Annotated in this window: 24 protein-coding genes; 15 read left to right on the forward strand and 9 right to left on the reverse strand. The window is 65.2% G+C overall.

Features of this window, described 5'->3' with window-relative positions:
* Window positions 1-12: 12 nt before the first annotated feature.
* Window positions 13-1,158: a DSD1 family PLP-dependent enzyme gene (locus tag VH499_RS18740; RefSeq protein WP_332054270.1), complete on the reverse strand. Its 1,146-nt coding sequence runs from the start codon at window positions 1,156-1,158 to the stop codon at window positions 13-15.
* Entirely contained in the window at window positions 1,155-2,030 is an 876-nt protein-coding gene (locus VH499_RS18745) for an SDR family oxidoreductase (RefSeq protein WP_332054271.1), read from the reverse strand. Before VH499_RS18745 ends, VH499_RS18740 begins: the two co-directional genes overlap by 4 nt.
* Before the next feature lie 87 nt (window positions 2,031-2,117).
* Here VH499_RS18745 and VH499_RS18750 point away from each other — a divergent pair, with 87 nt between their 5' ends.
* The 5 genes from VH499_RS18750 (at window position 2,118) to VH499_RS18770 (ending at window position 7,514) form a co-directional block, all read left to right on the forward strand.
* A complete protein-coding gene (locus tag VH499_RS18750) occupies window positions 2,118-3,221 on the forward strand; it encodes an LLM class flavin-dependent oxidoreductase (protein WP_332054272.1) in 1,104 nt (367 codons plus the stop codon).
* 4 nt (window positions 3,222-3,225) lie between these two features.
* On the forward strand, window positions 3,226-3,996 hold the full coding sequence (locus VH499_RS18755; RefSeq protein WP_332054273.1) for a hypothetical protein: 771 nt from the start codon (window positions 3,226-3,228) through the stop codon (window positions 3,994-3,996).
* A gap of 110 nt (window positions 3,997-4,106) precedes the next feature.
* Window positions 4,107-5,432 (forward strand): MFS transporter, encoded by a 1,326-nt coding sequence (locus VH499_RS18760; RefSeq protein ID WP_332054274.1) that lies wholly within the window; start codon window positions 4,107-4,109, stop codon window positions 5,430-5,432.
* Between the two features lie 109 nt (window positions 5,433-5,541).
* Window positions 5,542-6,411, forward strand: coding sequence for an LLM class F420-dependent oxidoreductase (locus tag VH499_RS18765; RefSeq protein WP_332054275.1), 870 nt, complete (start codon window positions 5,542-5,544; stop codon window positions 6,409-6,411).
* A gap of 5 nt (window positions 6,412-6,416) precedes the next feature.
* Window positions 6,417-7,514, forward strand: coding sequence for a TIGR03617 family F420-dependent LLM class oxidoreductase (locus VH499_RS18770; RefSeq protein ID WP_332054276.1), 1,098 nt, complete (start codon window positions 6,417-6,419; stop codon window positions 7,512-7,514).
* A 15-nt stretch (window positions 7,515-7,529) separates the two neighbouring features.
* On the opposite strand, the gene VH499_RS18775 is transcribed toward VH499_RS18770, so the two are convergent.
* Window positions 7,530-8,474: a hypothetical protein gene (locus VH499_RS18775; protein WP_332054277.1), complete on the reverse strand. Its 945-nt coding sequence runs from the start codon at window positions 8,472-8,474 to the stop codon at window positions 7,530-7,532.
* Window positions 8,475-8,583: 109 nt separating this feature from the next.
* On the opposite strand from VH499_RS18775, the gene VH499_RS18780 reads away from it, so the two are divergent.
* Genes VH499_RS18780 through VH499_RS18795 form a run of 4 tightly spaced genes read left to right on the forward strand, consistent with a single transcriptional unit; the run spans window position 8,584 to window position 11,440 of the window.
* On the forward strand, window positions 8,584-9,198 hold the full coding sequence (locus VH499_RS18780; RefSeq protein WP_332054278.1) for an NIPSNAP family protein: 615 nt from the start codon (window positions 8,584-8,586) through the stop codon (window positions 9,196-9,198).
* 41 nt (window positions 9,199-9,239) lie between these two features.
* Window positions 9,240-10,121: a TauD/TfdA family dioxygenase gene (locus VH499_RS18785; RefSeq protein ID WP_332054279.1), complete on the forward strand. Its 882-nt coding sequence runs from the start codon at window positions 9,240-9,242 to the stop codon at window positions 10,119-10,121.
* 10 nt (window positions 10,122-10,131) lie between these two features.
* The gene (locus VH499_RS18790) at window positions 10,132-10,482 is read left to right on the forward strand and encodes a hypothetical protein (protein WP_332054280.1); all 351 of its coding nucleotides are present in this window, start codon (window positions 10,132-10,134) and stop codon (window positions 10,480-10,482) included.
* Window positions 10,483-10,486: 4 nt separating this feature from the next.
* Window positions 10,487-11,440, forward strand: a complete 954-nt coding sequence (locus tag VH499_RS18795) for a TIGR03619 family F420-dependent LLM class oxidoreductase (RefSeq protein WP_332054281.1) — start codon at window positions 10,487-10,489, stop codon at window positions 11,438-11,440.
* 10 nt (window positions 11,441-11,450) lie between these two features.
* Here the strand turns inward: VH499_RS18795 and VH499_RS18800 are convergent, their stop codons facing one another.
* Both VH499_RS18800 and VH499_RS18805 read right to left on the reverse strand, forming a co-directional pair.
* Window positions 11,451-11,906, reverse strand: a complete 456-nt coding sequence (locus VH499_RS18800; protein WP_332054282.1) for a nitroreductase family deazaflavin-dependent oxidoreductase — start codon at window positions 11,904-11,906, stop codon at window positions 11,451-11,453.
* Window positions 11,907-11,916: 10 nt separating this feature from the next.
* A complete protein-coding gene (locus VH499_RS18805) occupies window positions 11,917-13,767 on the reverse strand; it encodes an AMP-binding protein (protein ID WP_332054316.1) in 1,851 nt (616 codons plus the stop codon).
* A gap of 197 nt (window positions 13,768-13,964) precedes the next feature.
* Here VH499_RS18805 and VH499_RS18810 point away from each other — a divergent pair, with 197 nt between their 5' ends.
* Complete coding sequence (locus VH499_RS18810; protein WP_332054283.1) at window positions 13,965-15,188, forward strand: acyl-CoA dehydrogenase family protein; 1,224 nt, start codon at window positions 13,965-13,967, stop codon at window positions 15,186-15,188.
* A gap of 177 nt (window positions 15,189-15,365) precedes the next feature.
* On the opposite strand, the gene VH499_RS18815 is transcribed toward VH499_RS18810, so the two are convergent.
* Entirely contained in the window at window positions 15,366-16,577 is a 1,212-nt protein-coding gene (locus VH499_RS18815) for a hypothetical protein (protein WP_332054284.1), read from the reverse strand.
* Window positions 16,578-17,209: 632 nt separating this feature from the next.
* On the opposite strand from VH499_RS18815, the gene VH499_RS18820 reads away from it, so the two are divergent.
* The 4 genes from VH499_RS18820 (at window position 17,210) to VH499_RS18835 (ending at window position 20,958) form a co-directional block, all read left to right on the forward strand.
* Window positions 17,210-17,824: a TetR/AcrR family transcriptional regulator gene (locus VH499_RS18820; RefSeq protein WP_332054285.1), complete on the forward strand. Its 615-nt coding sequence runs from the start codon at window positions 17,210-17,212 to the stop codon at window positions 17,822-17,824.
* Window positions 17,821-18,819 carry an HlyD family secretion protein gene (locus tag VH499_RS18825; protein WP_332054286.1) on the forward strand — a complete coding sequence of 333 codons (999 nt, stop codon included), beginning with the start codon at window positions 17,821-17,823 and terminating at the stop codon, window positions 18,817-18,819. The genes VH499_RS18820 and VH499_RS18825 overlap by 4 nt, the downstream gene beginning before the upstream one ends.
* Before the next feature lie 2 nt (window positions 18,820-18,821).
* Window positions 18,822-19,754, forward strand: a complete 933-nt coding sequence (locus VH499_RS18830; RefSeq protein WP_332054287.1) for an ABC transporter ATP-binding protein — start codon at window positions 18,822-18,824, stop codon at window positions 19,752-19,754.
* Window positions 19,755-19,836: 82 nt separating this feature from the next.
* Entirely contained in the window at window positions 19,837-20,958 is a 1,122-nt protein-coding gene (locus VH499_RS18835; protein ID WP_332054288.1) for an ABC transporter permease, read from the forward strand.
* A gap of 50 nt (window positions 20,959-21,008) precedes the next feature.
* Here VH499_RS18835 and VH499_RS18840 read toward each other — a convergent pair whose 3' ends face one another.
* The 3 genes from VH499_RS18840 to VH499_RS18850 form a co-directional block, all read right to left on the reverse strand.
* Window positions 21,009-22,190, reverse strand: coding sequence for a hypothetical protein (locus tag VH499_RS18840; RefSeq protein ID WP_332054289.1), 1,182 nt, complete (start codon window positions 22,188-22,190; stop codon window positions 21,009-21,011).
* Between the two features lie 411 nt (window positions 22,191-22,601).
* Window positions 22,602-23,141 (reverse strand): DUF4142 domain-containing protein, encoded by a 540-nt coding sequence (locus tag VH499_RS18845; RefSeq protein WP_332054290.1) that lies wholly within the window; start codon window positions 23,139-23,141, stop codon window positions 22,602-22,604.
* A gap of 425 nt (window positions 23,142-23,566) precedes the next feature.
* Complete coding sequence (locus VH499_RS18850; RefSeq protein ID WP_332054291.1) at window positions 23,567-23,962, reverse strand: VOC family protein; 396 nt, start codon at window positions 23,960-23,962, stop codon at window positions 23,567-23,569.
* 239 nt (window positions 23,963-24,201) lie between these two features.
* Here VH499_RS18850 and VH499_RS18855 point away from each other — a divergent pair, with 239 nt between their 5' ends.
* On the forward strand, window positions 24,202-24,336 hold the full coding sequence (locus VH499_RS18855; RefSeq protein WP_332054292.1) for a hypothetical protein: 135 nt from the start codon (window positions 24,202-24,204) through the stop codon (window positions 24,334-24,336).
* The last annotated feature ends 73 nt before the right edge of the window (window positions 24,337-24,409 follow it).

Below are 24,409 nucleotides of genomic sequence, written 5' to 3' on the forward strand. Positions count from 1 at the left end.
CGTTCCAAGGGATCAACGCGACCGGCCTCTGGCCGTGACCGGCCATATGTCGACCAGCGTGTCGCCCTTCACCACATGGTAGCTTTCGTAGAGGTTCACGGTCGGGTCGCAATGCGGCGGGATCAGGATCACCTGCTCGCCATGGCCCGGCGCGGCCCTGCCTTCCGGCGCTATCACCGCCAGATGCTCGTCGCCCATGAAGCGGGTCGTCGAGCCCGGGGCAGCGCCGCTCAGGATCTGCGGCGGACCCTTCTCGGTCGCCATCGCCTTCAGGCCGGCATCGACCGTCGCCATGCCCTGCTTGTTGGCGCTCACCACGCGTGCGTCGATCTGCAGTGCCTGCTCGAAGGTGGGCTTGTCGAGCCCGCGCAGGTCGCAGACATTGTAGTCGTGATCCATGAACACGTAGGAGCCGACCTGCAGCTCGGTGAAGATGCCGAGCTTGGCGTCGATGAAATGTGTGCCTGTGCCGGAGCCGGTAACGATCGGGGGCGTCAATCCCGCCGCATCGAGCCTGGTCAGGATGCCTTTTAGATATTCCGTGCGTTCCTCGATCGCCGCCTTGCGCTGGGCGAAGTCCTTTATGTGCTGGTGGCTGCCGCAATAGAACTGCACGCCGGCATATTTCAGCGATCGGAGGTTGGCGACCTTTTGCACCAGCTCGACCACGCCCTCCGGCGTGGCGGCGCCCGTCCGATGCATGCCGGGGTCGATGTCGACCACCACCGCCAGCGGCTTGCCGCTCTTCGACGCGGCGGCGGCCAGCCCCTCGACATTCGCCGGATGGTCCACCACGACCATGAGATCCTTCATCCTGCCGTTCAGCTCGACGAGCCGCGCGATCGCCTGGGGCGTCACGACCGGCGAGGTGACGTGCAGGCCCTCGACGCCCTGCTCGGCCAGCGCCTCGGCCTCGCCGAGCTTGGCGCAGCAGACGCCGAGTGCGCCGGCCGCGATCTGGCGCCTGGCGATATCGGCCGATTTGTGGGTCTTGGAGTGCGGACGCAGCTTCACGTTGTGCGCCTTCGCAAACGATGCCATCTCGGCGATGTTGCGGTCCAGCATGTCGAGGTCCAGCACCAGCGCCGGCGTGTTCAGCGACCGGCGCGAGCCTTGCTGGCCGATAAGGTGACGATGAAGGCGCTCGGCCTCGCTCATGGCTTCCTCGCAGACTGGAGGTTGCGCACGACCATCGCTTCGCCCGTCGTGCCGCGATTGACGCCGGCGCTCTTCATGAAGGTGTTGTCCGCGCCGGTGCCCCAGAGCGCGATGCCCTGCGCCAGCAGGCCGCCATCGACCTTGATCGTCTCGCCGGTGATGAAGCGCGCCTCGTCCGAGCACAGGAACGCGGCCACGTCGGCGATGTGCTCGGGCTCGCCGCGATCGGGCCACGGCTGCTGCTTGAACTGCTTCTCGTATTTTTCCGGCCGGCCGCGATGGACCAGCGGCGTCGAGATGACGCCAGGTGCGATGCCCACGACGCGGATGCGATCGGGGCCCAGCTCGGCCGCGACATTCTCGATCAGGCTGATCACCGCCGCCTTGGCCGCGGAATAGGCATGGCTGCCGCCGCCGCCCACCATGCCGGCGATCGAGGCCGTCACCAGGATCACGCCGCCATCGCCATGCTTCTTCATCGCCCGCGAGGCGTGCTTCATGCCGAGGAACACCGAGCGCGTCAGCACGGCGAAGGTGTAGTCCCAGTCCTCGACACTTGTTTCGGCGATCGGCCCGAAGGCGCCACCCACGCCGGCATTGAGATAGGCGATGTCGAGCCGGCCGAAGCGCTCCTGGGCGGCAGCGATGGTGGCCGAGACGTCGCTCTCCTTCGCCACGTCGCAGCGGACGAAGGAGAGGTCAGCGCCGTGCCCCTGCGCCCTGGCGACTGAAGCCGTCTCCGCGCCGTTGTTCTCGTTGAGGTCGGCAACGACAACCTTGGCGCCGTCGGCCAGAAACCGCATGACCGTCGCGCGGCCCATGCCGCTGGCGCCGCCCGTCACGATCGCCACCTTGCCTCGAAGCTTGCTCATTCGATTTCGCCCTCCGAGCCCATGGTGGAGTTGCGCCGCGCAAGCGGCAAGCCTAGCGTTTCGCAAAAGCTTCGAGGAGCCGTCAGGATGAAGTTCGGCCTGTTCTACGAGATCTCGATTCCGCGCCCGTGGACTCCGGAGAAGGAGCGCACCGTCTACAACAATTGCCTCGAGCAGGTGAAGCTGGCCGACGAGCTGGGCTTCGACCACGTCTGGGCGGTCGAGCATCACTTCCTCGAAGAGTACTCGCACTGCTCGGCGCCGGAGCTTTTCCTGACCGCCTGCGCCATGCTCACCAAGCGCATCCAGGTCGGCCATGGCATCGTGGTCTGCGTGCCGGAGTTCAACCATCCGATCAAGATTGCCGAGCGCACTGCGACACTTGATCTTCTCTCCGGTGGTCGTCTGCATGTCGGCACCGGCCGTTCCGCCACCTGGACCGAGCTCGGCGGCTTTCGCGCCAATCCCGATACGACCAAGAAGAGCTGGGACGAGTTCGTGCGCTGCCTGCCGAAGATGTGGATGCAGGAGACTTTCTCTTATCAGGGCGAGTTCTGGTCGATGCCCGAGCGCACCATTTTGCCGAAGCCCTATCAGAAGCCGCATCCGCCGATGTGGGTCGCGGTCACCAGTCCCGGAACGGAGATCGACGCCGCCGAGCGCGGGCTCGGCAGCCTCGGCCTTTCCTTTGCAGGCTTCGAGGAGCAGGAGAAGAAGATCAAGGAGTACCGGCGGCGCATCAAGACCTGCGAGCCGGTTGGCGCGTTCGTGAACGAGCAGGTCGCGACGACCAACTTCCTGTTCTGCCACGAGGACGAGAAGGTGGGAGTCGAGATGGGCAAGAAGCTCGGCAACACCTTCAATTACCTTGCGACGCAGCTCATCTCCACACGCGAGGTCTTCTCCTCGCCTTCCTACCAGTCGCTGGGGCTGCTGCCGGCGTTGCGCCGTGCTGCCACCGGCCCCGACGCCTCCGAGCAGCAGACCGAAGGCATGGCTTATGGCGATCCCGCCCGCATCGTCCGCGCGGTGAAGAAGTGGGAGTCGCTCGGGGTCGACTGCATCAACTTCATCCTGAATGCCAACGAAGTCGTGCCGCAGGAGCAGGTGATGGCGAGCCTGCGTCTCTTCGCCAGGGAAGTAATGCCGGTCTTCGCCAAAAGGCCGGCCAACGTCGCGGCGGCGGAGTAGGACGATGCCTCTTTATGGAACGCTCGACATCACGCAGTCGTCCGCGCGCCTGCCGACCCTCGCCCATCTCGACACCGAAGCCTGGACACTGCCCAAGGCCGAGACGATGCAGCTCCTGATCGAGGTGCCGCGCGCCTCGACCGACGGACTGTTGCCCAAGGCGATGCATCCGGCGCTGCCGTCCTATGTAATTTTAGCCGTGGCGCGCTATCCCGAGAGCCCGACCGGACCGTTCAATCTCGCGATGCTGCGTCTGGGCAGTCGCGCCGGGGCTCATCCGCGCGGTTTCCTTCTGGGCGCGGTGGCGAGCAGCGATACGGCAGCGAAGGAATTGCGTGCCCGCTGGGGCTTCCCGGTCGAGACCGGCGAGGTGAAGTTCCTGCGTCGCCATGATCGCGTCATGGCCACCGTGAAGAAGGGGACAGACACCATCCTCGATTGCGCGCTGGTCAATCCGCAGCCCGTCGCCGGCAGCGACGTGCAGTACATCAACTGGGTAACGGCGGCGAACGCACCGCTCGACGGCGCCATCCAGCCGCTCCTGATACAGGTCGATCCGAAATACACCTTCTACAGGGCCGATCGCGGCGAGCCGCAGGTGAGCACCTTCGACGCCACCGCGTGGAACGCTCCCGGCCTTCAGCTTGCCGGCCCGATCATCGGCACCTGCTGTACCGTCGATACCGACCTGCCGCGCATCCGCTTCGTGATGGATCCGCTGAAGCCGGTGTTCCTGGGCACGCGGCGCATTCGCGAGTCGCGCGCAGACGAGTAGCGCGCATGCCTCGCAGAGCATCTGCGACAAAAGTTCGTATTGCGATATTGCGAGGGGCGAAACGAGGCCTATAGTTCCGGTACACGAAAGTACTACAGGGAGGCGTTACCATGAGCGTAGCAACGGCCCTGTCGGGCCCGTTACCCGAAGCCGAACACCGCGCACAGCTTCGCAAGGCGGTGATTGCCAGTGCCATCGGTACAACCATCGAGTGGTACGATTTTCTGCTTTACAGCACCGTGACCGGCCTGGTCTTCGGCAAGCTGTTCTTCCCGCACTCGGACCCGCTGGTCGGCGTGCTCGAGGCATTTGCGATCTATACGGTGGGATTCATCGCCCGGCCCATCGGAGGCGCCCTCTTCGGACACTTTGGCGATCGCATCGGCCGCAAGGCGACACTGATTGCGACGCTGCTCATCACCGGCCTTGCGACTTTTGCTGTCGGCCTTGTTCCGACTTATGAGTCGATCGGCATCTGGGGCGCGGTGGTTCTGACCATCATCCGCTTCATCCAGGGAATCGGGGTCGGCGGCGAATGGGGCGGCTCGGTCCTGCTGTCGATGGAATGGGCGCGTACCAACCAGCATCGTGGCTTCATCACCTCGTGGCCGCAACTGGGCGGGCCTGCCGGGCTGCTTCTGGCAAACGTCGCCGTACTCGCCTTCAGCGCGGTCTCCGGTGACCAGTTCCTGGTCTGGGGCTGGCGCATTCCGTTCTTGCTGAGCATCATCATGGTCGGCGTCGGGCTCTACATCCGGCTCGGTATCCTCGAGACGCCGGCGTTCCAGAAGATCCTGAACGAGAATCGCGTCGAGCGCGCACCCGTCGTCGAGGTGCTGAAGCGGCAGCCCAAGCAGGTCTTCCTGTCGATGTTCGCGCGGACCGCCGAACAGGCACCCGCCTACATCTACCTCGCGTTCGTGTTCGCTTATGGCACGCAGGTGCTGCATCAGCCTCGCGATTTCCTGCTGACGGCGCTGATCACCGCCGGCGTGATATCGTTGTTCACCATCCCGATCTCGGGAGCGCTGTCGGATCGCTACGGCCGCAAGCGCATTTACCTCATCGGCTCGGTTCTCACCGGCATCTTCGGCTTTGTCTATTTCGCAATGCTGGACACGATGGTCCCTGGCTGGATTTTCCTCGGTATCGTCCTGTCCTTCGTCCCGCACGATCTGATGTACGGGCCGCAGGCCGCGCTGATCGCCGAGGGCTTCACGCCGAGGCTGCGCTATAGCGGCTCTTCGATCGGCTATCAGCTCGCCTCGGTCACCGCCGGCGGCCCGGCCCCGTTGATCGCGACGGCGCTGTTCGCCGCCTACCGTACCGGTTACGCCATCGCGATCTACATCGCGATCTGCGCCATTGTCAGCATCATCGCCACCGTGATGATGCCCGATCACACCAACAAGGACATCTCGGAAGAACACGCCTAGCGACGCGCAACATTGCGCATGCAGCCCGCCGGACCTGTGTCCGGCGGGCATTTTCATGGCCGGCGTGCTCCTGCTACGCTCGCTGAACACAGCAGCGAGGGGCGCCCCAATGAAGATCGGAGTCTTTGCCACCTTCATGTCGCCGCTGGCGACGCCGCAGATGATCCGAGATTTCGGCCGCCGAGCCGAAGGGGCGGGCCTCGACTCCATCTGGATGGGCGAGCACGTGGCGCTGTTCGACAAGAACACTTACGGCTATCCCGGTTCGAAGGACGGCCGAATCCCGACGCCGCCGGGCGGCGGCATGCTCGATGTCACGGCGACGTTCGGCTTCCTTGCCGCCGCCACCACCAGATTGCGCTTGGGCACCGGCGTCGCGCTCGTGCCGCAGCGCAACCCGGTCTACACCGCCAAGGAGATGTGCACTCTCGACTGGCTGAGCAACGGCCGGCTCGACTTCGGCATCGGCGTCGGCTGGAACAAGGAGGAGGTCGAGGCCTGCGGCTATCGCTGGGAGGACCGCGGCGCGCGCTGCGACGAATTCATGGAGGTGATGCGGCGCCTATGGACGGAGCCGGTCGTCGATTTCGCGGGCAAGTGGGTGAAGTTCGAGACCATGCGGCTCGATCCCAAGCCGATCCAGAAGCCGTATATCCCGATCATCGTCGGCGGCTACGCCGACGCCGCCTTCCGGCGCGCTGTCGAGTTCGGCGCCGGCTGGTACGGCTTCAACCTCGATCCCGCGCGCACCCGAGGCATGCTCGACAAGCTCGATGGCGCTTTCGCGAAGGCCGGCCGCACGCGCGGCAAGGATTTCCAGATCATCATCACGCCACCGATGGCGATGGCGATGGACGCGATGCAAGGCTACGCCGAACTCGGCGTCGACCGTGTGATCGTCAATCTCGGCGGCCAGAAGCCCGAGCAGGTGGACAAGCGCCTGCCCGAGATCGCCTCGCTGGTGAGGAAGGCGGCGTAGCGCCCGTGCGCCTCGAGACGCTGCTGCCGCTCGGCAAGGTCGATCCGGGGCTGCGGGCGCCCGAGGTGCCGCTCGATCTCGGCTCGGTGGGCCGCGATGCCCGGCTGCTGGACGAACTCGGCTACGACGGCCTGGTCGTCGAGGAAACCAAGGACGACCCGTTCGTCCTGATGGCGCTGGCCGCCGAGGCGACACGAAAGCTGAAACTCGGCACCTCGGTCGCGATCGCCTTTCCACGCAGCCCGACCGTGACCGCGCTCAGCGCCTGGACGATCCAGAAGCTGAGTCATGGCCGCTTCACGCTCGGTCTCGGCACGCAGGTTAAGGCGCATATCGAGCGGCGCTACGGCCTGCCCTGGTCGCCGGCCGGACCGTGGATGCGCGAGTATGTCGGGGCCGTGCGGGCCGTCTGGAACTGCTGGCAGAATGGCGCCTCACTCGATGTGAAGGGCGAGCACTACAACATCAATCTCGTGGTGCCGCTGTTCAATCCCGGACCGATCGAGCACCCGGACATCCCGATCCACGTCGCGGCGGTGAACTCGGTGATGTGCCGCGTGGCCGGCGAAGTCGCCGACGGCATCCGGGTCCATCCGGTCTGCACGCCCTGCTACATCGAGAAGATCATGCTGCCGGCCGTGCGCGCGGGCGCGGCGAAGAGCGGCCGCTCGCTCGAGGCGTTCCAGCTCTGCATGAAGCCGCTGGTCGCGGCCGCCGCGACGGAGGCGGAACTGGTCCCCAAGGTGCGCGACGCCCGGGCCCGCATCTCCTTCTATGCCTCGACGCCGCAATATCGCGCGGCCTTCGATCATCTCGGCCTCGGCGAGCTCGCCGACCGGCTGAAGCTCCTGTCGCGCGCCCAGCGCTGGGAGGAGATGCCGCAGCACATCACCGACGACGTACTGCATACTTTCGTCACCATCGGTACCTATGACACGATTGCCAAGAAGCTGTGCGACCGGTTCGCCGTGGTCACGCATTGCGAGTTCTCGATCGCGGTCAGGAACGATGCCGACAGGGAATGCCTGCGCGAGCTTGCCAGGACGATCCAGGCGCAGCCGATGGACCGGGCGCGCCAGATGATCGTGGGCGATACTGTCTGATCGACAGTAGCGCGGCTAACGCGCCACGGGTCGCGTGGCTGCGCTGAAGCGCTGTCGGCGCAGCTCGACGCGCGGATCGTCCATCTGCTCCGCGCGCCCCTCGGGCACCCAGGCGTCGCGACCGGGCACGTAGTTCCGGTTGGTTTGCACCGGATTGCGATTGACGAGCGGCCGGGCATAGAGCGGGTTGCGCATGCTGCGGACCTCGTGCTCGATCTCGAACAGCTTCCGGCCGCTCTCCGGGTCGACGATGTCCTGGAAGCGATATTGATGCTGGTTGCTCTCTTCCGTGAGGAGGTGGCGCTCGAGAAGCTGGCGGTGGGGACCCGAGAAGTTTGCGACGTATACCTGGATATGATGGCCGTCGTAGGCCTCCGGGTCGGCATCGGTCTCTCGAAACACGAGCTCCTGCCCCATGCCGACCGAGACATGCGCCGCGGGTGCCGCGCTCGCCCCATCCACCCGGGCCATGGTTCCGAACACGCGGCGATAGAACTCGGCGATGCCCTTGGCCGCGCCGCCGGGCACGTCGAACTCGACGTAGGCCATGCCCAGCTCCATGCCGTCGAAGCGGGGCGACGGGCTGTGACAGAGGACGCGATTGCCCCAGGGGCAGGTCGTCTCGACATGGTCGGCGCGCTCGGCAAAGGTGAATTGTGTTCCCGCCAGCGCCTTGCTCATCCTGCTCAGCCGCTGCAGGAGGCCTTCGCGATCCGGCACGACGAGGCCGACCCGGCCGCGCAGCCGCTGCGCCTTGCCTGTCGGCAGATGGAACTGGCTCCGCCCGACATTGACCCACATGTTGTCGACGCTGGTCATCATGTACGGATCGCGGGTCAGGCCGAGGCCGCTCATGTAGAAGAGCGTCGCCAGCGTCTGGTCCTCGACCTGCACATTGACGTGCTCCAGGGCGACGATATTGCCGAGATCCTCCGCGCTGCGGTCGTATTGCCTGGCCATCGCTTGCCTCCGTTCGATCGCCCGGACATTCTAGCGCGTTCCCGGCGGGAAAGTTGCGTCGCCGGGCACGAACATCGCCATGGAAGAACCGGTTGCCAGGGAGAGGAACATGATCTTCGAGATGCGCACCTATCTGTTGAAGCCCGGCACCGTTCCCCAGGCCGAGGAAGCGTTCGCCGCCGCCCTGCCCGGCCGCGTCAAGCTCTCGCGTCTGGCGGGCTTCTGGCGGACCGAGGTGGGCACACTCAACCAGATCATCCATATCTGGCCCTACAAGGACGTGAACGAGCGCGACCGCATCCGGGCCGAGGCGGTCGATAAGAAGGTCTGGCCGCCCAAGATCGCCGACTTCATCCTGGAGATGGAGTCCAAGATCCTGCATCCCGCTCCCTTCTCGCCCCACTTCGAGCCGGGCGAGCACGGCAGCCTTTACGAGTTCCGCACCTACACCTATGGCCCGGGCGCCATCCCCAAGGTGATCGAGGAGTGGACGCCGCGCATCAAGGAGCGCACCAGCGTCTCGCCGCTCGTCTTCGCGGGCTTCACCGATATCGGCGCCCTCAACCAATGGGTCCACGTCTGGGCCTACAGGAACATGGGCGAGCGCGAGCGCCTGCGTGCCCAGGCAATGAAGTCGCCCAACTGGCCGCCGCCGCGGCATCCCAGCGTCAGCCGCCAGCAAAGCACCTTCGCCGTCCCGGCGGCTTTTTCGCCGCTGCGCTGATCGAGCCGCGGCGTCCTCGTCCGGCAAAAAGAAGACGCGCCATGACCGTTACCATCCGCCAGGTCGGCCCCTGCTTCGCCGGCGAGGTCGATGGACTGGATATGCGCGAGCCTCTGACTTCGGACCAGGCGGCGGCAATCCATGCCGGCATGGACCGGTACGCCGTGTTGGTGTTCCGTGATCAGAACATCGACGACGCGCAGCAGCTCGCCTTCACGCGACGCCTGGGCGACATCGAACACGCCATCGGAACGAGTCTGCGCGCCGCGGCTGATTATCGATTGCCCACGACCTTCGCTGACGTGTCCAACCTCGACCGGGGCAACAGGCCATTCGCGCGCGATGATCGCCGGCGCCTGTTCGCCATCGGCAATCGCCTGTGGCACTCGGACAGCTCGTTCAAGGCGACCCCGGCGAAGTACTCGTTGCTGCGCGCGGTGAGCATCCCCTCGCGAGGCGGCGATACACAGTTCGCCGACATGCGGGCGGCCTACGACGCGCTGGACGAGGAGACCATGGCCGAGGTGGAAGACCTGGTGTGCGAACACTCACAGATGTTCTCGCGTCAGCTCATCGGGTTCTTCGATTTCACCGATGAGGAACGCGAACGGTTCAAGCCGGTCCGGCAGCGGCTGGTCCGCGCCCATCCGGTCACCGGCCGCAACTCGCTTTACCTCTCGAGTCATGCCGGAAGCATCGTTGGCTGGCCGATTCCGGAAGCGCGCGCCTTTCTGCGCGATCTGATCGAGCACGCCACGCAGCGCGAGTTCGTCTACACCCACAAATGGCGCGTCGGCGATCTGGTGATGTGGGACAATCGCCAGACCATGCATCGGGCGCGGCCCTTCCCCGCCGATGAGCCGCGCGACATGCGCCGCACCACGCTGGCCGGCGATGGTCCCACGGTCGCGCACGCAGCATAGGGAGGACGACATGCCGCTTACCGCCAAGTACCTCTTCGTCGTCAGCATGGATGTGGCGAAAGAGAAGGAAGCGCTGTTCAACGAGGTCTACGACACCGAGCACATACCTCTCCTGAAAAAGGTGCCGGGCGTGGGAGCGGTCACCCGTCTCAAGACCGAGCCCGCGGCTTTCAACGTCGGCGGCGAACGCAAGGTGCTGGATGGCAGCGGCCAGGCGAGCTACGTGGCGATCTACGAGATCGACAGTCCCGACGTGCTGCTGAGCAAGGAATGGGCAGCGGCTGCGGAAAAAGGCCGATGGCCGAGCGAGGTCCGCCCCTTCACCTCCAATCGCCGGCACATCTTGCGCAAGGTGATCTGAGGCCGTGCAGATCGGCTTCAACCTGCCGAACTCGGGTCCGCTTTCGGCGGTTGCCGCCATGACGCAGATCGCCACCGAAGGCGAGGCGATGGGCTTCGACTATCTCACGCTCACCGATCACATCGTGCTGCCGGATGCGAAGGTGCCGGGCTACCCCTATTCGGAGACCGGCTCGTTCTACGAAGAGGCGCCGACCGAACGGCATGAGCAGTTGATCGGCATGGCATACATCGCCGCCAAGACCTCGCGCATCCGGCTTGTCGCTGCGGTACTGGTCGTGCCGCACCGCCCGGCGGTGCTCGCCGCCACGATGCTCGCCACGCTCGATGTCCTGTCGGGCGGCCGGCTGGTTGTCGGTGTCGGGGCGGGCTGGCTCAGGACCGAATTCGACGCCGTTGTCGCCACGCCCTTCGCCGAGCGCGGTGCGGTGACCGACGAATATATCGACGCCTGCCGTCTCCTGTGGACGGAGGCACGGCCATGCTTCGCCGGCCGCTACACGAAGTTCGACGGCATCGTTCTGGAACCCAAGCCGATCCAGCGGCCGCATCCGCCGATCTGGGTCGGTGGCGAGGGCGGTCCCGCCGTTCGCCGCGCCGCCCGCGTCGGCGACGCCTGGTATCCGATCGGCAGCAACAATCGGCATCTGCTCGACACCCTGCCCCGGCTGCGCGCCGGCATCGCGCGTTTGCGCAACGCGACCGTCGCGGCCGGCCGCGACCCGAGCTCGGTCGGAGTCTCCTATCGCGTGAAGCGGTATGGCGAGGCCGTGCCGCCGCGCGCCTCGGACGGCGAACGGCGGTTGTTCTCGGGCAGCGACGCCGACATCGCAGCCGACTTCCGCGCCCTGCGCGATTCAGGCGTCACGGCGATCGACATCGATTTCGGTCGCCCCGATGCCGCGGTCATGCTCGCCGAAATGCGCAGGTTCCGGTCCGCCGTGATCGCGAAGATCTGACTCCGACGACCTAGTGCACGGGATCGAGGACGACGACCGGGATCTCGCGTGCGCCGGCCTTCTTCTCATAGTCGGCGTAGGGCGGATAGAACGAGACCGCCTGGTCCCACAGCCGCTTGCGTTCGTCGCCGGTCGCCGTGCGCGCCCTGGCCTTCATCTTCTTCGTGCCGACCTGGATCTCGACCTCCGGATGGGCCTGCATGTTGCGATACCAGCCGGGATGCTCCGGCGCGCCGCCCTTCGAGGCGATAACGAAGTAGCCGTTGCCGGCCTTGCCGTAGAACAGCGGGAACATCCACTTTTCGCCCGACTTGCGGCCGGTGGTGATGAGCAGCAGCGACGACACAGGTTTGGCCCCGGTCGGAACCTTGTACATGTGTCCTTCCTTGCCGCCGCTCCTCAGATAAAGGTCGGCGTGGTCCTTCATCCATTGCGGCAGGTTCGACGGGAGCTTGGCTTCGGTCATCGCTGTCTCCTCAGTTGATCTCGATCACGTCGGCGCCGCCCTTGTAGAGCCGCTCGACAAGGGCCTTGCGACGTTCGAGGGTGGCGCGCTGGTTGATGTAGCCCTTGTCGGTGATCTCGTGGCCGTCCACTGATGGCGGTTCCTCCATCAGGATCACGCGTTTGATCCGCATCGAGGAGCCGCGGCTTTCCGCATTCATGCGTGCGAGTCCGCTCTTCAGGGTCTCGACCACGGCCGGATGCTCCAGGAGCTCGGCAGTCGAGAGGCGGACCTCGCTATCGCCGACAATAAGCCGGCAGGCGACGAGGTTGGGGAAACCCAGCAGGCCGACATAATCGCGGTCCGGCGCGCAGACGACGGCATCCTGCAGCACCGGCGAGGCGGCCGCGATCGCATTGCTGCGCAGCGTGCCGACCAGCACGAAGGTGCCGCTTGTGAGTTTGAAGTCCTCGACCACGCGGCCGTCAAAGATCAAGCCCTCGTTGGGATCGTCGGGATCGACGAAGCGGGCGGCATCGCCAATCCTGTAGAATCCCTCCTCGTCGAACGCCGCTGCCGTGAGATCGGGTTGCTTGTAGTAGCCGGGAGTCACGATCACGCTCTTCAGACGGACTTCGTAGCGTCCCTCCTCGCCGGTCGGGACGAGCTTGAGCCGGACACCGGGATAGGGCAGGCCGATCAGGCCCACGCGTTCGGAAGCCCAGTGCACGGACGTCGCCGTCGGCGCCGTTTCGGTGGCGCCCCAGCCGGTGATGAAGGGCAGCCGATAGCCGGTGTGCTTCACCGCCAGCGCCTCCATGCGCTCGTAGAGGTCGTGGGGCAGCGTGGCACCGCCATAGGCGAGCGCGCTCAGATTCTTGAAGAACTTCTTCGCCAGCGAATCGTCCCTCTCGAGCGCAGTGGCCAGCATGGCATAGCCCGCCGGCACGTTCGCGAAGGAGGTGGGCGAGATCTCCCGCAGATTGCGCAACGTCTCGTCGAAAAGACCGGGCAACGGCTTGCCGTCATCGATCCAGGTCGTGCCACCCTCCGCGAGATTTCCCTGGAACGTGGCGTTGCCGCCCATCGTGTGATTCCAGGGCAGCCAGTCGAGCGCGACCGGCACGGGGTCGTCCGCTTTGCGCACACGCGCCATCTGGCCCATGGCAATGTTGGCGCACATCATTTCCTGGGTATTGATGACCGCCTTGGGCATACCGGTGCTGCCCGACGTGAACAGGAACTTGCCGATGGTCCCGGGCTCGATGGCGGCGACCGAGCGACCGACGGCGTCGGTCGGCCGGGTCGCGACCAGCTCGCTCCACGGCAGCGATTGCATTTTCGGCGGCGCCTTTTCGACATGGACCAGCAACACGCCCTCCAGGTCGAGAGCGGCCAGCGCCCCGGCATAGATCTCGCCGTTCTGCATGAACACCAGGCCCGGTCGGATCAGGTCGAAGACATGGCGGAGCTTGGCGTGATCCTGGCTCATCACCGAATAGGCCGGCGACACCGGGGCCACCGGGGCGCGCGCCTGCATGGCGGCCATGGCGAGCAGCGCGAACTCGATCGAGTTCGAGGACAGGATCATGACCGGCCTGTCGGGCCCGAAGCCGCGATCGAGCAGCGCCTGGGTGACGGCATCGACCTGTTGCCTCGCCTCGCCATAGGTAACCTTCGTCCAGTCGCGCGAGGGACCGCGTCGCTGCGCCAGCCAGACCCGCTCCGGCGCTTCCGCCGCCCATTTCGCCAGGAACGCCGGCACATGGCGTTCATAGGATTTCAGCTTGTGATTGGACTGCAGGATCGACGTACCGTCCGACCGCCGGTCGAGGCGCACGTCGCGACTCAGGAAGTCGATCGGCTTGAACGGTGCCTGCATAAAGCTGTCCAACGTTTCCTCCGGCTTTTGCCAAGATGTAGGCAGGCCGGCCGCGATTCGGCAAGAAAAGTCGGGCCGCGGCATTGCCCCTGCCCTGAGCGGCGCGACCGCAAGCCGAAACCCGCGCTGCGGCCTGAATGGGCGTTCACATCGCGCGGGATTTCAGCCAGAGTCGGCCAGCACGAAGGGAGACAAGGATGGATTTCGAATACTCCGACCGCACCAAGGCGCTTGTCGAGAAGCTCAACAAGTTCATGGACGAGGTCATCTACCCGGCCGAGCCCGTCTATGAGGAGCAGATGGAGAAGAGCAAGGATCGCTGGCAACTGCCGAAGGTGATGGAGGAGTGCAAGACCGAGGCCAAGAAGCGCGGCCTCTGGAACATGTTTCTGCCGGCCGATCGCAAGACCGGCGACACACACGGCACGATGGGCCTGTCCAATCTCGAATACGCACCGATCTGCGAGGTGCTGGGCCGTTCCTCGCTCGCCTCGGAGGCGACCAACTGCTCCGCGCCCGACACCGGCAACATGGAAGTTTTCGCGCGCTACGCCTCCAAGGAACTGCAGGACAAGTGGCTGAAGCCGCTGCTCAACGGCGAGATCCGCTCCTGTTTCGCCATGACCGAGCCGGCGGTGGCGTCGTCGGACGCGCGCAATGTCGAATGCCGTATCGAGAGCGACGGCGACAACTATGTCATCAACGGCCGCAAGTGGTGGTCGTCCGGCATGGGCGATCCGCGCTGCAAGGTAATCATCCTGATGGGCAAGAGCGATCCCGGCGCGCCGGCCTACCGCCAGCAGTCGATGATCGTCGTGCCGCGCGACGCGCCGGGCATCAAGGTCGTGAAGATGCTGCACGTCTTCGGCTATGACGACGCCCCTCACGGCCATGCCGAGGTGATCTACGACAATGTGCGGGTTCCGAAGGCGAACATCCTGCTGGGCGAGGGTCGCGGCTTCGAGATCGCGCAGGGCCGCCTCGGCCCCGGCCGCATCCATCACTGCATGCGTGCAATCGGCGTCGCCGAGCGCGCGCTCGAGATGGCGATCAAGCGCGCCAAGAGCCGTGTCGCGTTCGGCCAGCGCATCTCCGAGATGGGCGTCACCAAGGCGCATGTCGCGGACATGCGCATGGAGATCGACATGGCGCGCCTGCTGGTGCTGAAGGCGGCCTGGGCGATGGACAAGTTCGGCAACAAGGAGGCCCGCCAGCAGATCGCGATGATCAAGGTGGCGGTACCCAACATCACCTCGAAGGTGGTCGATCGCTGCCTGCAGCTCCATGGCGCGGGAGGTGTCAGCCAGGTCTTCAAGCTCGCCAGCATGTACGCCCACCAGCGCACGCTGCGCCTGGCCGACGGTCCGGACGAGGTCCATCGCGACCAGGTCGGCCGGCTGGAGATCGCCAAGTACAACTGATCCTTCGCGCGAGGCTTTTGGACAACCCTATCTGGTCAGGGCTTCTCACGCGGGTGAGAAGCCTTCGATGCCCATGGCATCGGCAATTCAGGCCATTTTCTCACCACACCCCGTGTCTCATTTTTGGGGTGCACTCGACCGCATCACAGGATCTGGCACCTGGCCTCGCCCGACTGGTCACGGTCGGCCGCGGCCGGCCGTCGAGAACAGCGGGTAGGTCGCTCGCGCTGCCGGCGAACGCGGCGTCTTGGGCGCCGCCTCCAGAACCGGACGCGGCGTATACGTGCCGTTGGCCGCCGGGTTGCCGAACTTGCAGATCTCCACCACGTTGCGCAACGTCTCCTTCGCCTTGCCCAGCTGGAGTTTGAAGAAGCCAAGCTGCGTCTCGTAGAGGCAGCCGTTGAGGAAGGCGAGGCTGGTGGCATTGTCCAAGGGATCGCCGAACTGATCCCGCGAGGCAATCAGCTGACGGCGGGACCCGTCGGGCGAGAAGGCCCAGACGTCGCTGTTGTAGGTATCGCCGAAGTAGACCGTCCCGTCGGGACCCACCTCGAGACCGTCGTTGGCTCCGAGTCCTGCGGCGAAGAGATCCGCCTTGCCCGCCGAGCCGTCGGCCTGGATCGGGATGCGCACCAGCAGCCCGCTCCCCGTGGAACCGCCGGGGCCGCCATCAGTTCCGGCGTAGAGGTAGTGGCCATCGGGGCTCAGAGCCACAGTGTTGATACCGATGTAACCGAGCACCGTGCCGTTCTTCGCGTTCCACGTGCCGCTCTGCTCGGTCCAGCCGAGCAGCGGATCGTCCGACCAAACGCCTCCGTGGCCGGCGCGATCGAACTTCCAGATCAACCCGAGCTCGAGGTCGGAGACATACACGTTGCCGCTCGAGTCGATCGCGATGTCGTCGGGAAAGCAGATCGGGACGCCGGTTCCACGCGTCACGAAGGGGCTCACCGCCCCAGTCTGCGGGTTGACCCGGTAGATACCGGTTGTCGTGTCGGTGGCGTCGCGACAGTCAGGATGATCGGCCGTGAACAGGTCCACCTTCGTCGCCCGCTTGAAGGCGGCCAGGATGGTGCCGTCGGTGGGGTCCCGCTCGATCCCGATGAGGTCGCCCTTGAGGTCGCCGCCCGGCACGTCCGCGACCTTCTTTTTCTCGCCGGTGGCCGGATTGACATGCCAGATCTGATCGAGGACGAAGAGCGAGACGTAGAGCCCTGCTTTGCCGTCCGTGGTGATGCCCTCCGGTACCCCCGGCACATCGCCCACGTTGTCGAATGTGACGACAGTCCGAGCGGTGCGGCCCGCAACGCTCTGTGCCAACGACTGCCCGGGGATCACGAAAGCGGTAAGCGCGAGAATGCCGAGAACCGACGAGGCCAGTCTCATCATGCTCCTCCCACTTCTTCGCCGACGCTATACCCGGCCACAACCGATATCAATGGAGCGGACTCCATGAACCGCACGTCAAGCCACAGCGCCGCCGTCTCACCCGAGCGGCGCTCGCCACGATGCTTCTGATCGTCTTCGCGTCAGCCGCTACCGCATTACGCTCGACCAAGCGAGGCTGCGTTCTCAGGTCGGTGAGCGAGGTGAATCTCGTGGCGAAGGGATCGGCGCCACGCGGCATGAACATCTTTCCGCCCTTGCCAAGTTCGGCCGCCAATCGCGCTATCTCCTGGTCGCTGTCGCAGGTGACGAAAGGACGGGCGTGACAGTGAAAAGGGGGCCGTAGAGAGATCGACATGGCACGGCTTCTGCGTCGTCGGGGCCGTCGCCCGGGCGCACCGTGCGCACGGGCGTGGATGCTGGCGGGCCTCCCTGTTGCCGAGCCTGTCCATCGCCCAGGCCGCCTTCAGAACCCATCCATCGCGACCAAGTCGGCCGGCTCGAGATCGCCAAGTACAACTGAGTTTTCTCAATGAAATCAATACGGAGGCCGCCTCTTGGCGGCCTCCGTCGTTGGTGTAACCAAACGGACCGTTGCGGCGTTTATAACTGACTGGTAAGTTAGTTATATGCGAATGATTAAGCAGCGCCGCGCTCCCACCGAACGGCCCAAGGAGATCCTCGAGGCCGCGCTGGCGCTGTTCGTCGAAAAGGGATTCGCGGCGACCCGCCTCGACGACGTCGCCCAGCGGGCGGGCCTCAGCAAGGCTGCCATCTATCTCTACTTCCACGACAAGATGACCCTCTTCCAGGGTGTCATCCGCCAGACCGTGATCAGCAACTTCGGCACGGTCGAAGGTCTGTTGGCGGCTCACCGTGGCCCTGTCGCCGAGATGCTGCCGCGACTCCTGGAATTCATGGCGAGCCGCATCGAGGACACCCCGCTCGCCTCGATCGCCAAGCTGGTCATCGCCGAGTCGCGCGCCTTTCCCGAGATCGGCCGGTTCTATCTGACCGAAGTCATTGGTCGGGGCCTGCCGCTCTTCGAGTCGCTGATCAAGCGCGGCATCGCGCAAGGCGAGTTCCGCAAGGTCGATCCTGGCCTGACCGTGCGCTCCCTCGTCGGCCCGATGCTGCTCGCGGGCGTATGGAAGACCGTGTTCGAGCCGATCGGCGGCGAGAAACTCGATACGCGCGCTCTTGCCCGGCACCATGCCGATCTCATGATGCATGCGCTGAGGCCGTCATGAAGCGCCCGCGTCTCCTCGCCTTCGGCGCGGCCGCGATCGGCCTCCTGATGGTGTTGCTCTGGTGGGGCGCACCCCTGTCGGCTGTGCTGGGCTTCGGCAATGACAGCGGTCGCTATCTTGGCTATGTCGAGGGCGAAACCAGCCTGATCGCGCCGCCCGTCGCCGGACGACTGGTCGAGCGGCCGGTGGAGCGCGGCGGTCACGTGAAGAAGGGTGATCGCCTGTTCGTGATCGATCCCGTATTGGCGCGGGCGGAAGTGGTGCGCGCCGAAGCGGCCTTGGCGGAATCCAAGTCTCGCTACGAGAATCTGCTGACCGGCAAGCGGCCAGCGGAGCAGGAGGTCACGCGCGCGCAGCGACGCGAGGCCGAAGCGGCCTTGGTTCAGGCCAAGCTCGACTACCAGCGCCAGAGCGAGTTGCTCGCTCGGGGCATCAATGCGCGCCAGGCCTACGATCAGGCCGAGTCGCAGATGCGCCAGTTGCAGGCGCGCGTGGCCTCGCTGTCGGCCCAGGAACAGGTGAACGAACTTGCCGCACGCCCGGACGAGATCGCCGCGGCCACAGCTACCGTCGGCCAGAACCAGGCCAACCTCGAGCAGGCGCGCAAAAAGCTCGATGACCAGATGCCGGTCGCGCCCGAGGACGCGCTGGTCGAGAACACCTTCTTCAACGTCGGAGAATGGGTGCCGGCGGGAACGCCCGTCGTTTCCCTGCTCCCCGCCTTTCGCGTCAAGCTGCGCTTCTATATCCCGCAGGAAGATGTGGCGCGTGCGCGGATGGATGAGCAGGTGAGCTTCACCTGCGATAGCTGCCCGCCGGACCTCAAGGCGCACATCATCTATGTCTCGCCGCGCGCCGAATACACGCCGCCGGTCATCTATTCGCAAAGCGCACGGGCCAAGCTCGTGTTCCTGATCGAGGCGCGGCCGGATCCCGGACAGATGCCGCTGTTTCCCGGCCTGCCCGTCACCGTCGCTCCCTTGCCGCGGCGATAGCCATGACGCTCGCGATCGATGTCCATGATCTCGTGAAGCGCTATGGCACGCGCACCGTGGTCGACCATGTGAGCCTGGCAATCGGCGCCGGCCGCATCTGCGGATTCCTCGGGCCCAACGGTTCGGGCAAGACCACGACCCTGCGCATGATCTGCGGGCTGCTGACGCCCGACGGCGGCGGCGGCACCTGCCTCGGCCACGACCTCGTGCGCGAACGCGACGCCATCAAGCGCCAGGCAGGCTACATGACCCAGCGCTTCGGTCTCTACGAGGATCTCACCATCCGCGAGAACCTGGAGTTCGTCGCACGCGTCTATGGTCTCGATCGCCGGACGGCGCGCGTCGACGAATCACTCGAACGGCTGGGGCTTGCCACGCGGCAAGGACAGCTCGCCGGCTCCCTGTCGGGCGGCTGGAAGCAGCGGCTGGCGCTCGCCTCGTGTGTGCTGCACGAGCCCAAGCTTCTGCTGCTCGACGAGCCGACGGCGGGCGTCGATCCCAAGGCCCGCCGCGCCTTCTGGGACGAGATCCATGCCTATGCGTCGGAGGGCATCACGGTCCTGGTTTCCACGCACTACATGGACGAGGCGGAGCGCTGTCACGAGATCGCCTACATCGCCTATGGCGCGCTGATGGCGCGCGGGACGGCGGTGGAAATCATCCGTCAGTCCGGCCTCAGCGCCTTCATTGCGCACGGCGCCGGCGCCGACCGCCTGGCGCCGCAGCTGAGGGATGCGCCCGGCGTGACCGCGGCGGCGGCCTTCGGCACCGCGCTTCATGTCTGCGGTCCGGACCGCGAGGCGTTGCTGCGTGCCGTCGAACCGTTTCGCAATGACGCGAATCTCGACTGGCAGGAGGCGGAGCCCACCCTGGAGGATGTGTTCATCCACCTGATGGGCCAGGCGCGCGACAATGCGCTGGAGGACCAGCGATGACCATCTCATCGGAGCGCGGGCTTCCGGTCCGCATCATGATCATGACCAGTCGGCAAGCCCGCACTCCCCAAGGAGCGTGATCATGTGGGCGCGGCTGATCGCGATCATCCTCAAGGAGCTGCAGCAGCTGAGGCGAGACCGCCTGACCTTCGCCATGATGTTCGGTGTGCCGATCATGCAGCTCCTGCTGTTCGGCTACGCCATCGACACCGATCCGCACAATCTGCCGACTGCGGTGGTCTCGGCCGACGACACGACGATCACCCGCACCATTGTCTCGGCGCTGCAGACGACGGGCTACATGCGTGTCACCCGGCATCCCGCCTCGGAAGCCGAGGCCGGCGAGCTGCTGCAGAACGGCGAGGTGCAGTTCGTCGTAACCATCCCGTCCGATTTCACGCGGCGGATGGTGCGCGGCGAGCGTGCCCAGATCCTGATCGATGCCGACGCGACCGATCCGCTGGCCGCGGCCAATCCGCTGGCCGCCGCGAGGCCCGCCGTCGAGCAGGCGCTTGGCCGCGATCTGGTCGGGCCGCTCGCCACCCTCGCTGGCCGGCCGGACGCCTTCGACCTCGTGATCCAGCGCCGCTACAACCCGGAAGGCAAGGCGCGACTCAACATCGTGCCCGGCTTGCTCGCCGTGATCCTTACCATGACCATGGTGATGATGACGGCGCTTGCCGTCACGCGCGAGCGTGAGCGCGGCACGATGGAAAACCTGCTCGCGATGCCGGTACGGCCGATCGAAGTGATGGTCGGCAAGATCGTACCCTATATCGCCATCGGCGCCGTCCAGGTGCTGGTGATCCTGCTGGTCTCGCGCTTCCTCTTCGATGTCGCGGTCGAAGGCAGCCTCGCACTGCTGGGCGCCGGGACGGCGCTCTTCATCACCGTCAATCTCGCGGTCGGCTTCACCATATCGACGCTGACCCAGAACCAGCTCCAGGCGATGCAGGCCTCGTTCTTCATGATGCTGCCGTCGATCCTGCTGTCGGGCTTCATGTTCCCGTTCCGCGGCATGCCGATCTGGGCGCAATGGCTGGGCGAGGCGCTGCCGGCCACGCACTTCATGCGCATCGTGCGCGGCGTTATGCTGAAGGGCGCGGGCCTCGGCGATATCTCGCCCGAGCTGATTGCGCTTGCCGCAATGCTCCTGATCGTCTCGACGCTCGCCGTCACCCGCTATCGCGTCACCCTCGACTAGGATGTGCGCCTGGGACGAGCTTCGTGCTCGAGGGCTGAAACTCGATCTTCTTAGAGCAGAATCTTGAGCGATTGCGCGATCAGACTGCGAAGCGGCAGAATGGTGAAGGCAAGCGGCAGCAGGGGGGCGGCAGTGATGATGGCGACATTGGTGATGTGCTTGACGCCGAATGGCACCAGTCGCGTTTGCTGCACGACGGTGTAGCTGCTGCCCAGGTCGGCCAGGGAGCCCATGTCGGGGCTGCCGAGCATCGGCTCGTCGAGCGGTCGTTCGCCATGGATCCACTTTCGCTCAAAAGCCTGTGAGTACTGCGCGGCGAGCAGCCCGTATTCACGGCGACCGCGCCGCTTGGCCGCCGATATCGGCGACGTAAAGACGCAAAGCGGTGCGAGGATGGCGGTCACGATGCAGGTGATCAGGACGGTCGCCTGAACCTGGAAATCGAGGGCGCTGTTGCCGTCGTGAAACACGCGGTCGGCGATCCATCCCGACAGCAAGGCCCCGTGGGCCAGCAGCAGAGGCCCGAAGCAATAGGTGCTGTTGCCGACAAAGCCGAGACCCGCGGACCGGTCGGGGTGGGTCGAGATCAAATGCAGCTGCAACCGCGAAATCTGCCACAGCAGACGGAACCAGATGACAAGCCGCACATACCAGCGGAAGCCGATGAACTGGAACAGGGGGATGCTGACAAACGCATACCAGTAGCCGGGCAAGGTCAGGCTGAAGGTCGATCCGTCGGAGGTCGCATACCAGGTGCTGCGTCCATAGGCGATCTCCGAACGCCACAGCCAGTGCCCGGCCGTGTAAACCAGCAGGAGGATGCCAATCTCGAGCAAGGGTGAGTTTCGCAGACGCAAGGCGGATACGACCGCAGCATCGAACTTCGGCCGTTCCGCCGGCGGGATGTATCGGCGATCGACGAACTGCTGGAGCACACCGCGCATCCGTTCATGCACGGGAAGCTCGGCGGCAAGCAGTACTGGAAGCACCACGAGTAGCCGAATATGGCCCTCGACATCGTAGAGAAACGACACATGGCCGCTGCTCGGCAGAAAGTGTCCGCTTGCCATGGCGAGCAGCGCTGCCGGCAGCCAGGCAATCCCCGCCACCACCGTCGTCCGGCGGTGCAACAGGCCAAGTGGCGCGAGCGCAAGCCTCGTGCGCAGGAAGATCTGGTAAAGCGGCCCGCCGACCATCAACGAGAAGTCGATACGGCCTGCGTGTTGGGACATCGTGCTCTCCACGGGATGGATCAAGCCGCTCAGGTCTGCTCGGTGCCGAGCCGCGTCCAGAAGATCGAGACGGCAAACGTCAAGCTCACCGCGCCGCGCTCCTCAGTTGACGGGCACAGTAACGACCGTCGGCTTCGTACGCACGCCGACGTCCGAGACGGAAAACAGCAACATCACGCTGATGAACATGGTCCTCGAGCGGTGGTCTGGGTCCGAGATCCAAAACCAGCGCCCTTTGTAAGATACGGCGACGAAGGCGTCACGAGGCGGCGCCTCTCCGCTCTGGATGTTCAGCAGACGGGAGGCGAGGCGAACCCGAGTTCGGGTGTGGCGCGATTTCGAATTACCGGAAAGCGCGTCGTCGTTCGACGCGCCCGGAGTCACGAAGCACGGCCACTTCGAGGAAACCGGCTAGACGCCACCGGCCAGTCGCTTGGCATATTCGAGGAACGACTGCGACTTGGGCAACATCTCCTGCGCATAGCGGCGCAGCGGCCCGCTGGCATTGGAGTTGCCCGAGTAGGCGCCGAATTGATTGACCGCCGCAGTTTGCACGCGAACCTGCGCCTCGGCGAAGGCCTTGTCGAAATCCGAACCCTGGAGCGAGTTCAGGCGTGACATTGCGTTATCTGCGATCGACTTCACGTTGTCGTCGGGCGCATAGGTCACGCCGGCCAGGGCGCGATTTCTGCTCAGCGATTGCCCGTCGTTTGTGTATTCGCTGACGGCGCGTGTGGCGTAGCTGCGGACAAGTTCGCTCGACGACTTGGTAAGCGCGAGTTGGCCCGATTGGACCTCGAAGTCGTTGACGGTTTGGGCAAAGCCGACGAATTGCGCATCGGGCAGCGGGTTCACGCCCCACGATGCCGCCGAGGTTGAAGCTTGCGGCGTACCCGCGGCCTGCGGTTGCTGACAGGCGCCTAACAGGAGCGCTGCGCCGACAGTGACCATCAAGTTTCGCAACATGATCATCTCCCTGAGTAGGTTGTACGAACGCTCGGTACGCTCGAGGACAAAAGCGCTTCTGGTCAAAATAAAGAAGGAGCCACTTGGGTCACGCTCTCGACGCGGAGGTTCTGCGACTCGCGCACGAGCATGCGCTCGCCAGATACGGGACCAGGTGCACGAAATATTACTTAACCAAGGATTGCCGGGATGCCGTCCGAGCGGGCGGTCGCAGTTGCATCACCCCTCGTCATGGTCCCTTCCAGCAGAATAACCGGCGCCAGAGAGCCGTTCATGCGACTTTAGCAACTTCCCGTGGCAACGAAAAGCAGCCGTCCGCACCAGCCCGGAGTTCAAGCCATAGCGGGCGGTTCGAGCAGGTTGAACGGCCTGCCGGGTTACCGGAGGCGAGCAGACGCCAGCATGCGGCGTCAGCTCAGGCTGAGCTGCCAGGAGACGCCGAAGCGGTCGGTGAACCAGGTGAACTTCGTCGCGAAAGGATAGGCGTCGAGCGGCATGAATACCTTCCCGCCCTTGCCCAGCTCGGCCGCCAGCCGGGTGATTTCCTCCTCGGTCTCGCAGGTAACGAACAGGGAGGTCGCAGGGGTGAAGGTGAAGGGGTGCTTCACGGCGCTGTCTATGCACATGATCTCGCTGCCCGCCAGCGCGATGGTGGCGCGCATCACGGTGCCTTCCCTGCCCGGCCCTTCCGCTCCATATCGCTTGATGTCGATCATCTTCGAATTGGCAAAGAGCGAGAGATAGAACGTCATCGCTTCTTCCGCCTCGCCGTGAAACATGAGAAATGGCGTGATCTTCGAAGCCATCGAAATCTCCTGAAACAAGCGGAGTCTTGACGGGCTTGCCGTACGTGGGCAAGCCCGATGGCCGATGTCTGCCTCCGTTGCCGCCGAGGCTCCCGATGCCCTGTCCAGCCTGATCCCGTCGCGCGTCGCCCGCGGCTTCGTCGTCGCGCTGCTCTCGGGGCTGTGCTACACGCTGCTCAACCCCTCGGTGAAGGAACACACCCAGCCGCTGCCGCCGCTGCAGGTCGCCCTGCTCCTGAGTGCGGCTCGATTTGGAACGCTCGGCTATTTCTGGGGCTGTCGACGTCTGGACGTTCGTCGGCGCCGGCATCATCGTGGCGGCGACGAGCTATCTCGCCCATCGCGAGGCGCGGACCGGCGACGGCGGTCGATAGGCCGCCATCGCGATGTCGACGGAAGCGACCTTGCGCGGGCCGAGCCCTTGTCCTCTGACGAGGAAGATCGGAG

The organism is Reyranella sp., from assembly GCF_036558665.1.
Lineage (GTDB): Bacteria > Pseudomonadota > Alphaproteobacteria > Reyranellales > Reyranellaceae > Reyranella.

Bases quoted from the DNA above. Each gene is read 5' to 3' on its own strand.
- VH499_RS18740 (WP_332054270.1), bottom strand. From the start codon at position 1,158: ATGAGCGAGGCCGAGCGCCTTCATCGTCACCTTATCGGCCAGCAAGGC.
- VH499_RS18745 (WP_332054271.1), bottom strand. From the start codon at position 2,030: ATGAGCAAGCTTCGAGGCAAGGTGGCGATCGTGACGGGCGGCGCCAGC.
- VH499_RS18750 (WP_332054272.1), top strand. From the start codon at position 2,118: ATGAAGTTCGGCCTGTTCTACGAGATCTCGATTCCGCGCCCGTGGACT.
- VH499_RS18755 (WP_332054273.1), top strand. From the start codon at position 3,226: ATGCCTCTTTATGGAACGCTCGACATCACGCAGTCGTCCGCGCGCCTG.
- VH499_RS18760 (WP_332054274.1), top strand. From the start codon at position 4,107: ATGAGCGTAGCAACGGCCCTGTCGGGCCCGTTACCCGAAGCCGAACAC.
- VH499_RS18765 (WP_332054275.1), top strand. From the start codon at position 5,542: ATGAAGATCGGAGTCTTTGCCACCTTCATGTCGCCGCTGGCGACGCCG.
- VH499_RS18775 (WP_332054277.1), bottom strand. From the start codon at position 8,474: ATGGCCAGGCAATACGACCGCAGCGCGGAGGATCTCGGCAATATCGTC.
- VH499_RS18780 (WP_332054278.1), top strand. From the start codon at position 8,584: ATGATCTTCGAGATGCGCACCTATCTGTTGAAGCCCGGCACCGTTCCC.
- VH499_RS18785 (WP_332054279.1), top strand. From the start codon at position 9,240: ATGACCGTTACCATCCGCCAGGTCGGCCCCTGCTTCGCCGGCGAGGTC.
- VH499_RS18790 (WP_332054280.1), top strand. From the start codon at position 10,132: ATGCCGCTTACCGCCAAGTACCTCTTCGTCGTCAGCATGGATGTGGCG.
- VH499_RS18800 (WP_332054282.1), bottom strand. From the start codon at position 11,906: ATGACCGAAGCCAAGCTCCCGTCGAACCTGCCGCAATGGATGAAGGAC.
- VH499_RS18805 (WP_332054316.1), bottom strand. From the start codon at position 13,767: ATGCAGGCACCGTTCAAGCCGATCGACTTCCTGAGTCGCGACGTGCGC.
- VH499_RS18810 (WP_332054283.1), top strand. From the start codon at position 13,965: ATGGATTTCGAATACTCCGACCGCACCAAGGCGCTTGTCGAGAAGCTC.
- VH499_RS18815 (WP_332054284.1), bottom strand. From the start codon at position 16,577: ATGATGAGACTGGCCTCGTCGGTTCTCGGCATTCTCGCGCTTACCGCT.
- VH499_RS18820 (WP_332054285.1), top strand. From the start codon at position 17,210: ATGATTAAGCAGCGCCGCGCTCCCACCGAACGGCCCAAGGAGATCCTC.
- VH499_RS18825 (WP_332054286.1), top strand. From the start codon at position 17,821: ATGAAGCGCCCGCGTCTCCTCGCCTTCGGCGCGGCCGCGATCGGCCTC.
- VH499_RS18830 (WP_332054287.1), top strand. From the start codon at position 18,822: ATGACGCTCGCGATCGATGTCCATGATCTCGTGAAGCGCTATGGCACG.
- VH499_RS18835 (WP_332054288.1), top strand. From the start codon at position 19,837: ATGTGGGCGCGGCTGATCGCGATCATCCTCAAGGAGCTGCAGCAGCTG.
- VH499_RS18840 (WP_332054289.1), bottom strand. From the start codon at position 22,190: ATGTCCCAACACGCAGGCCGTATCGACTTCTCGTTGATGGTCGGCGGG.
- VH499_RS18845 (WP_332054290.1), bottom strand. From the start codon at position 23,141: ATGGTCACTGTCGGCGCAGCGCTCCTGTTAGGCGCCTGTCAGCAACCG.
- VH499_RS18850 (WP_332054291.1), bottom strand. From the start codon at position 23,962: ATGGCTTCGAAGATCACGCCATTTCTCATGTTTCACGGCGAGGCGGAA.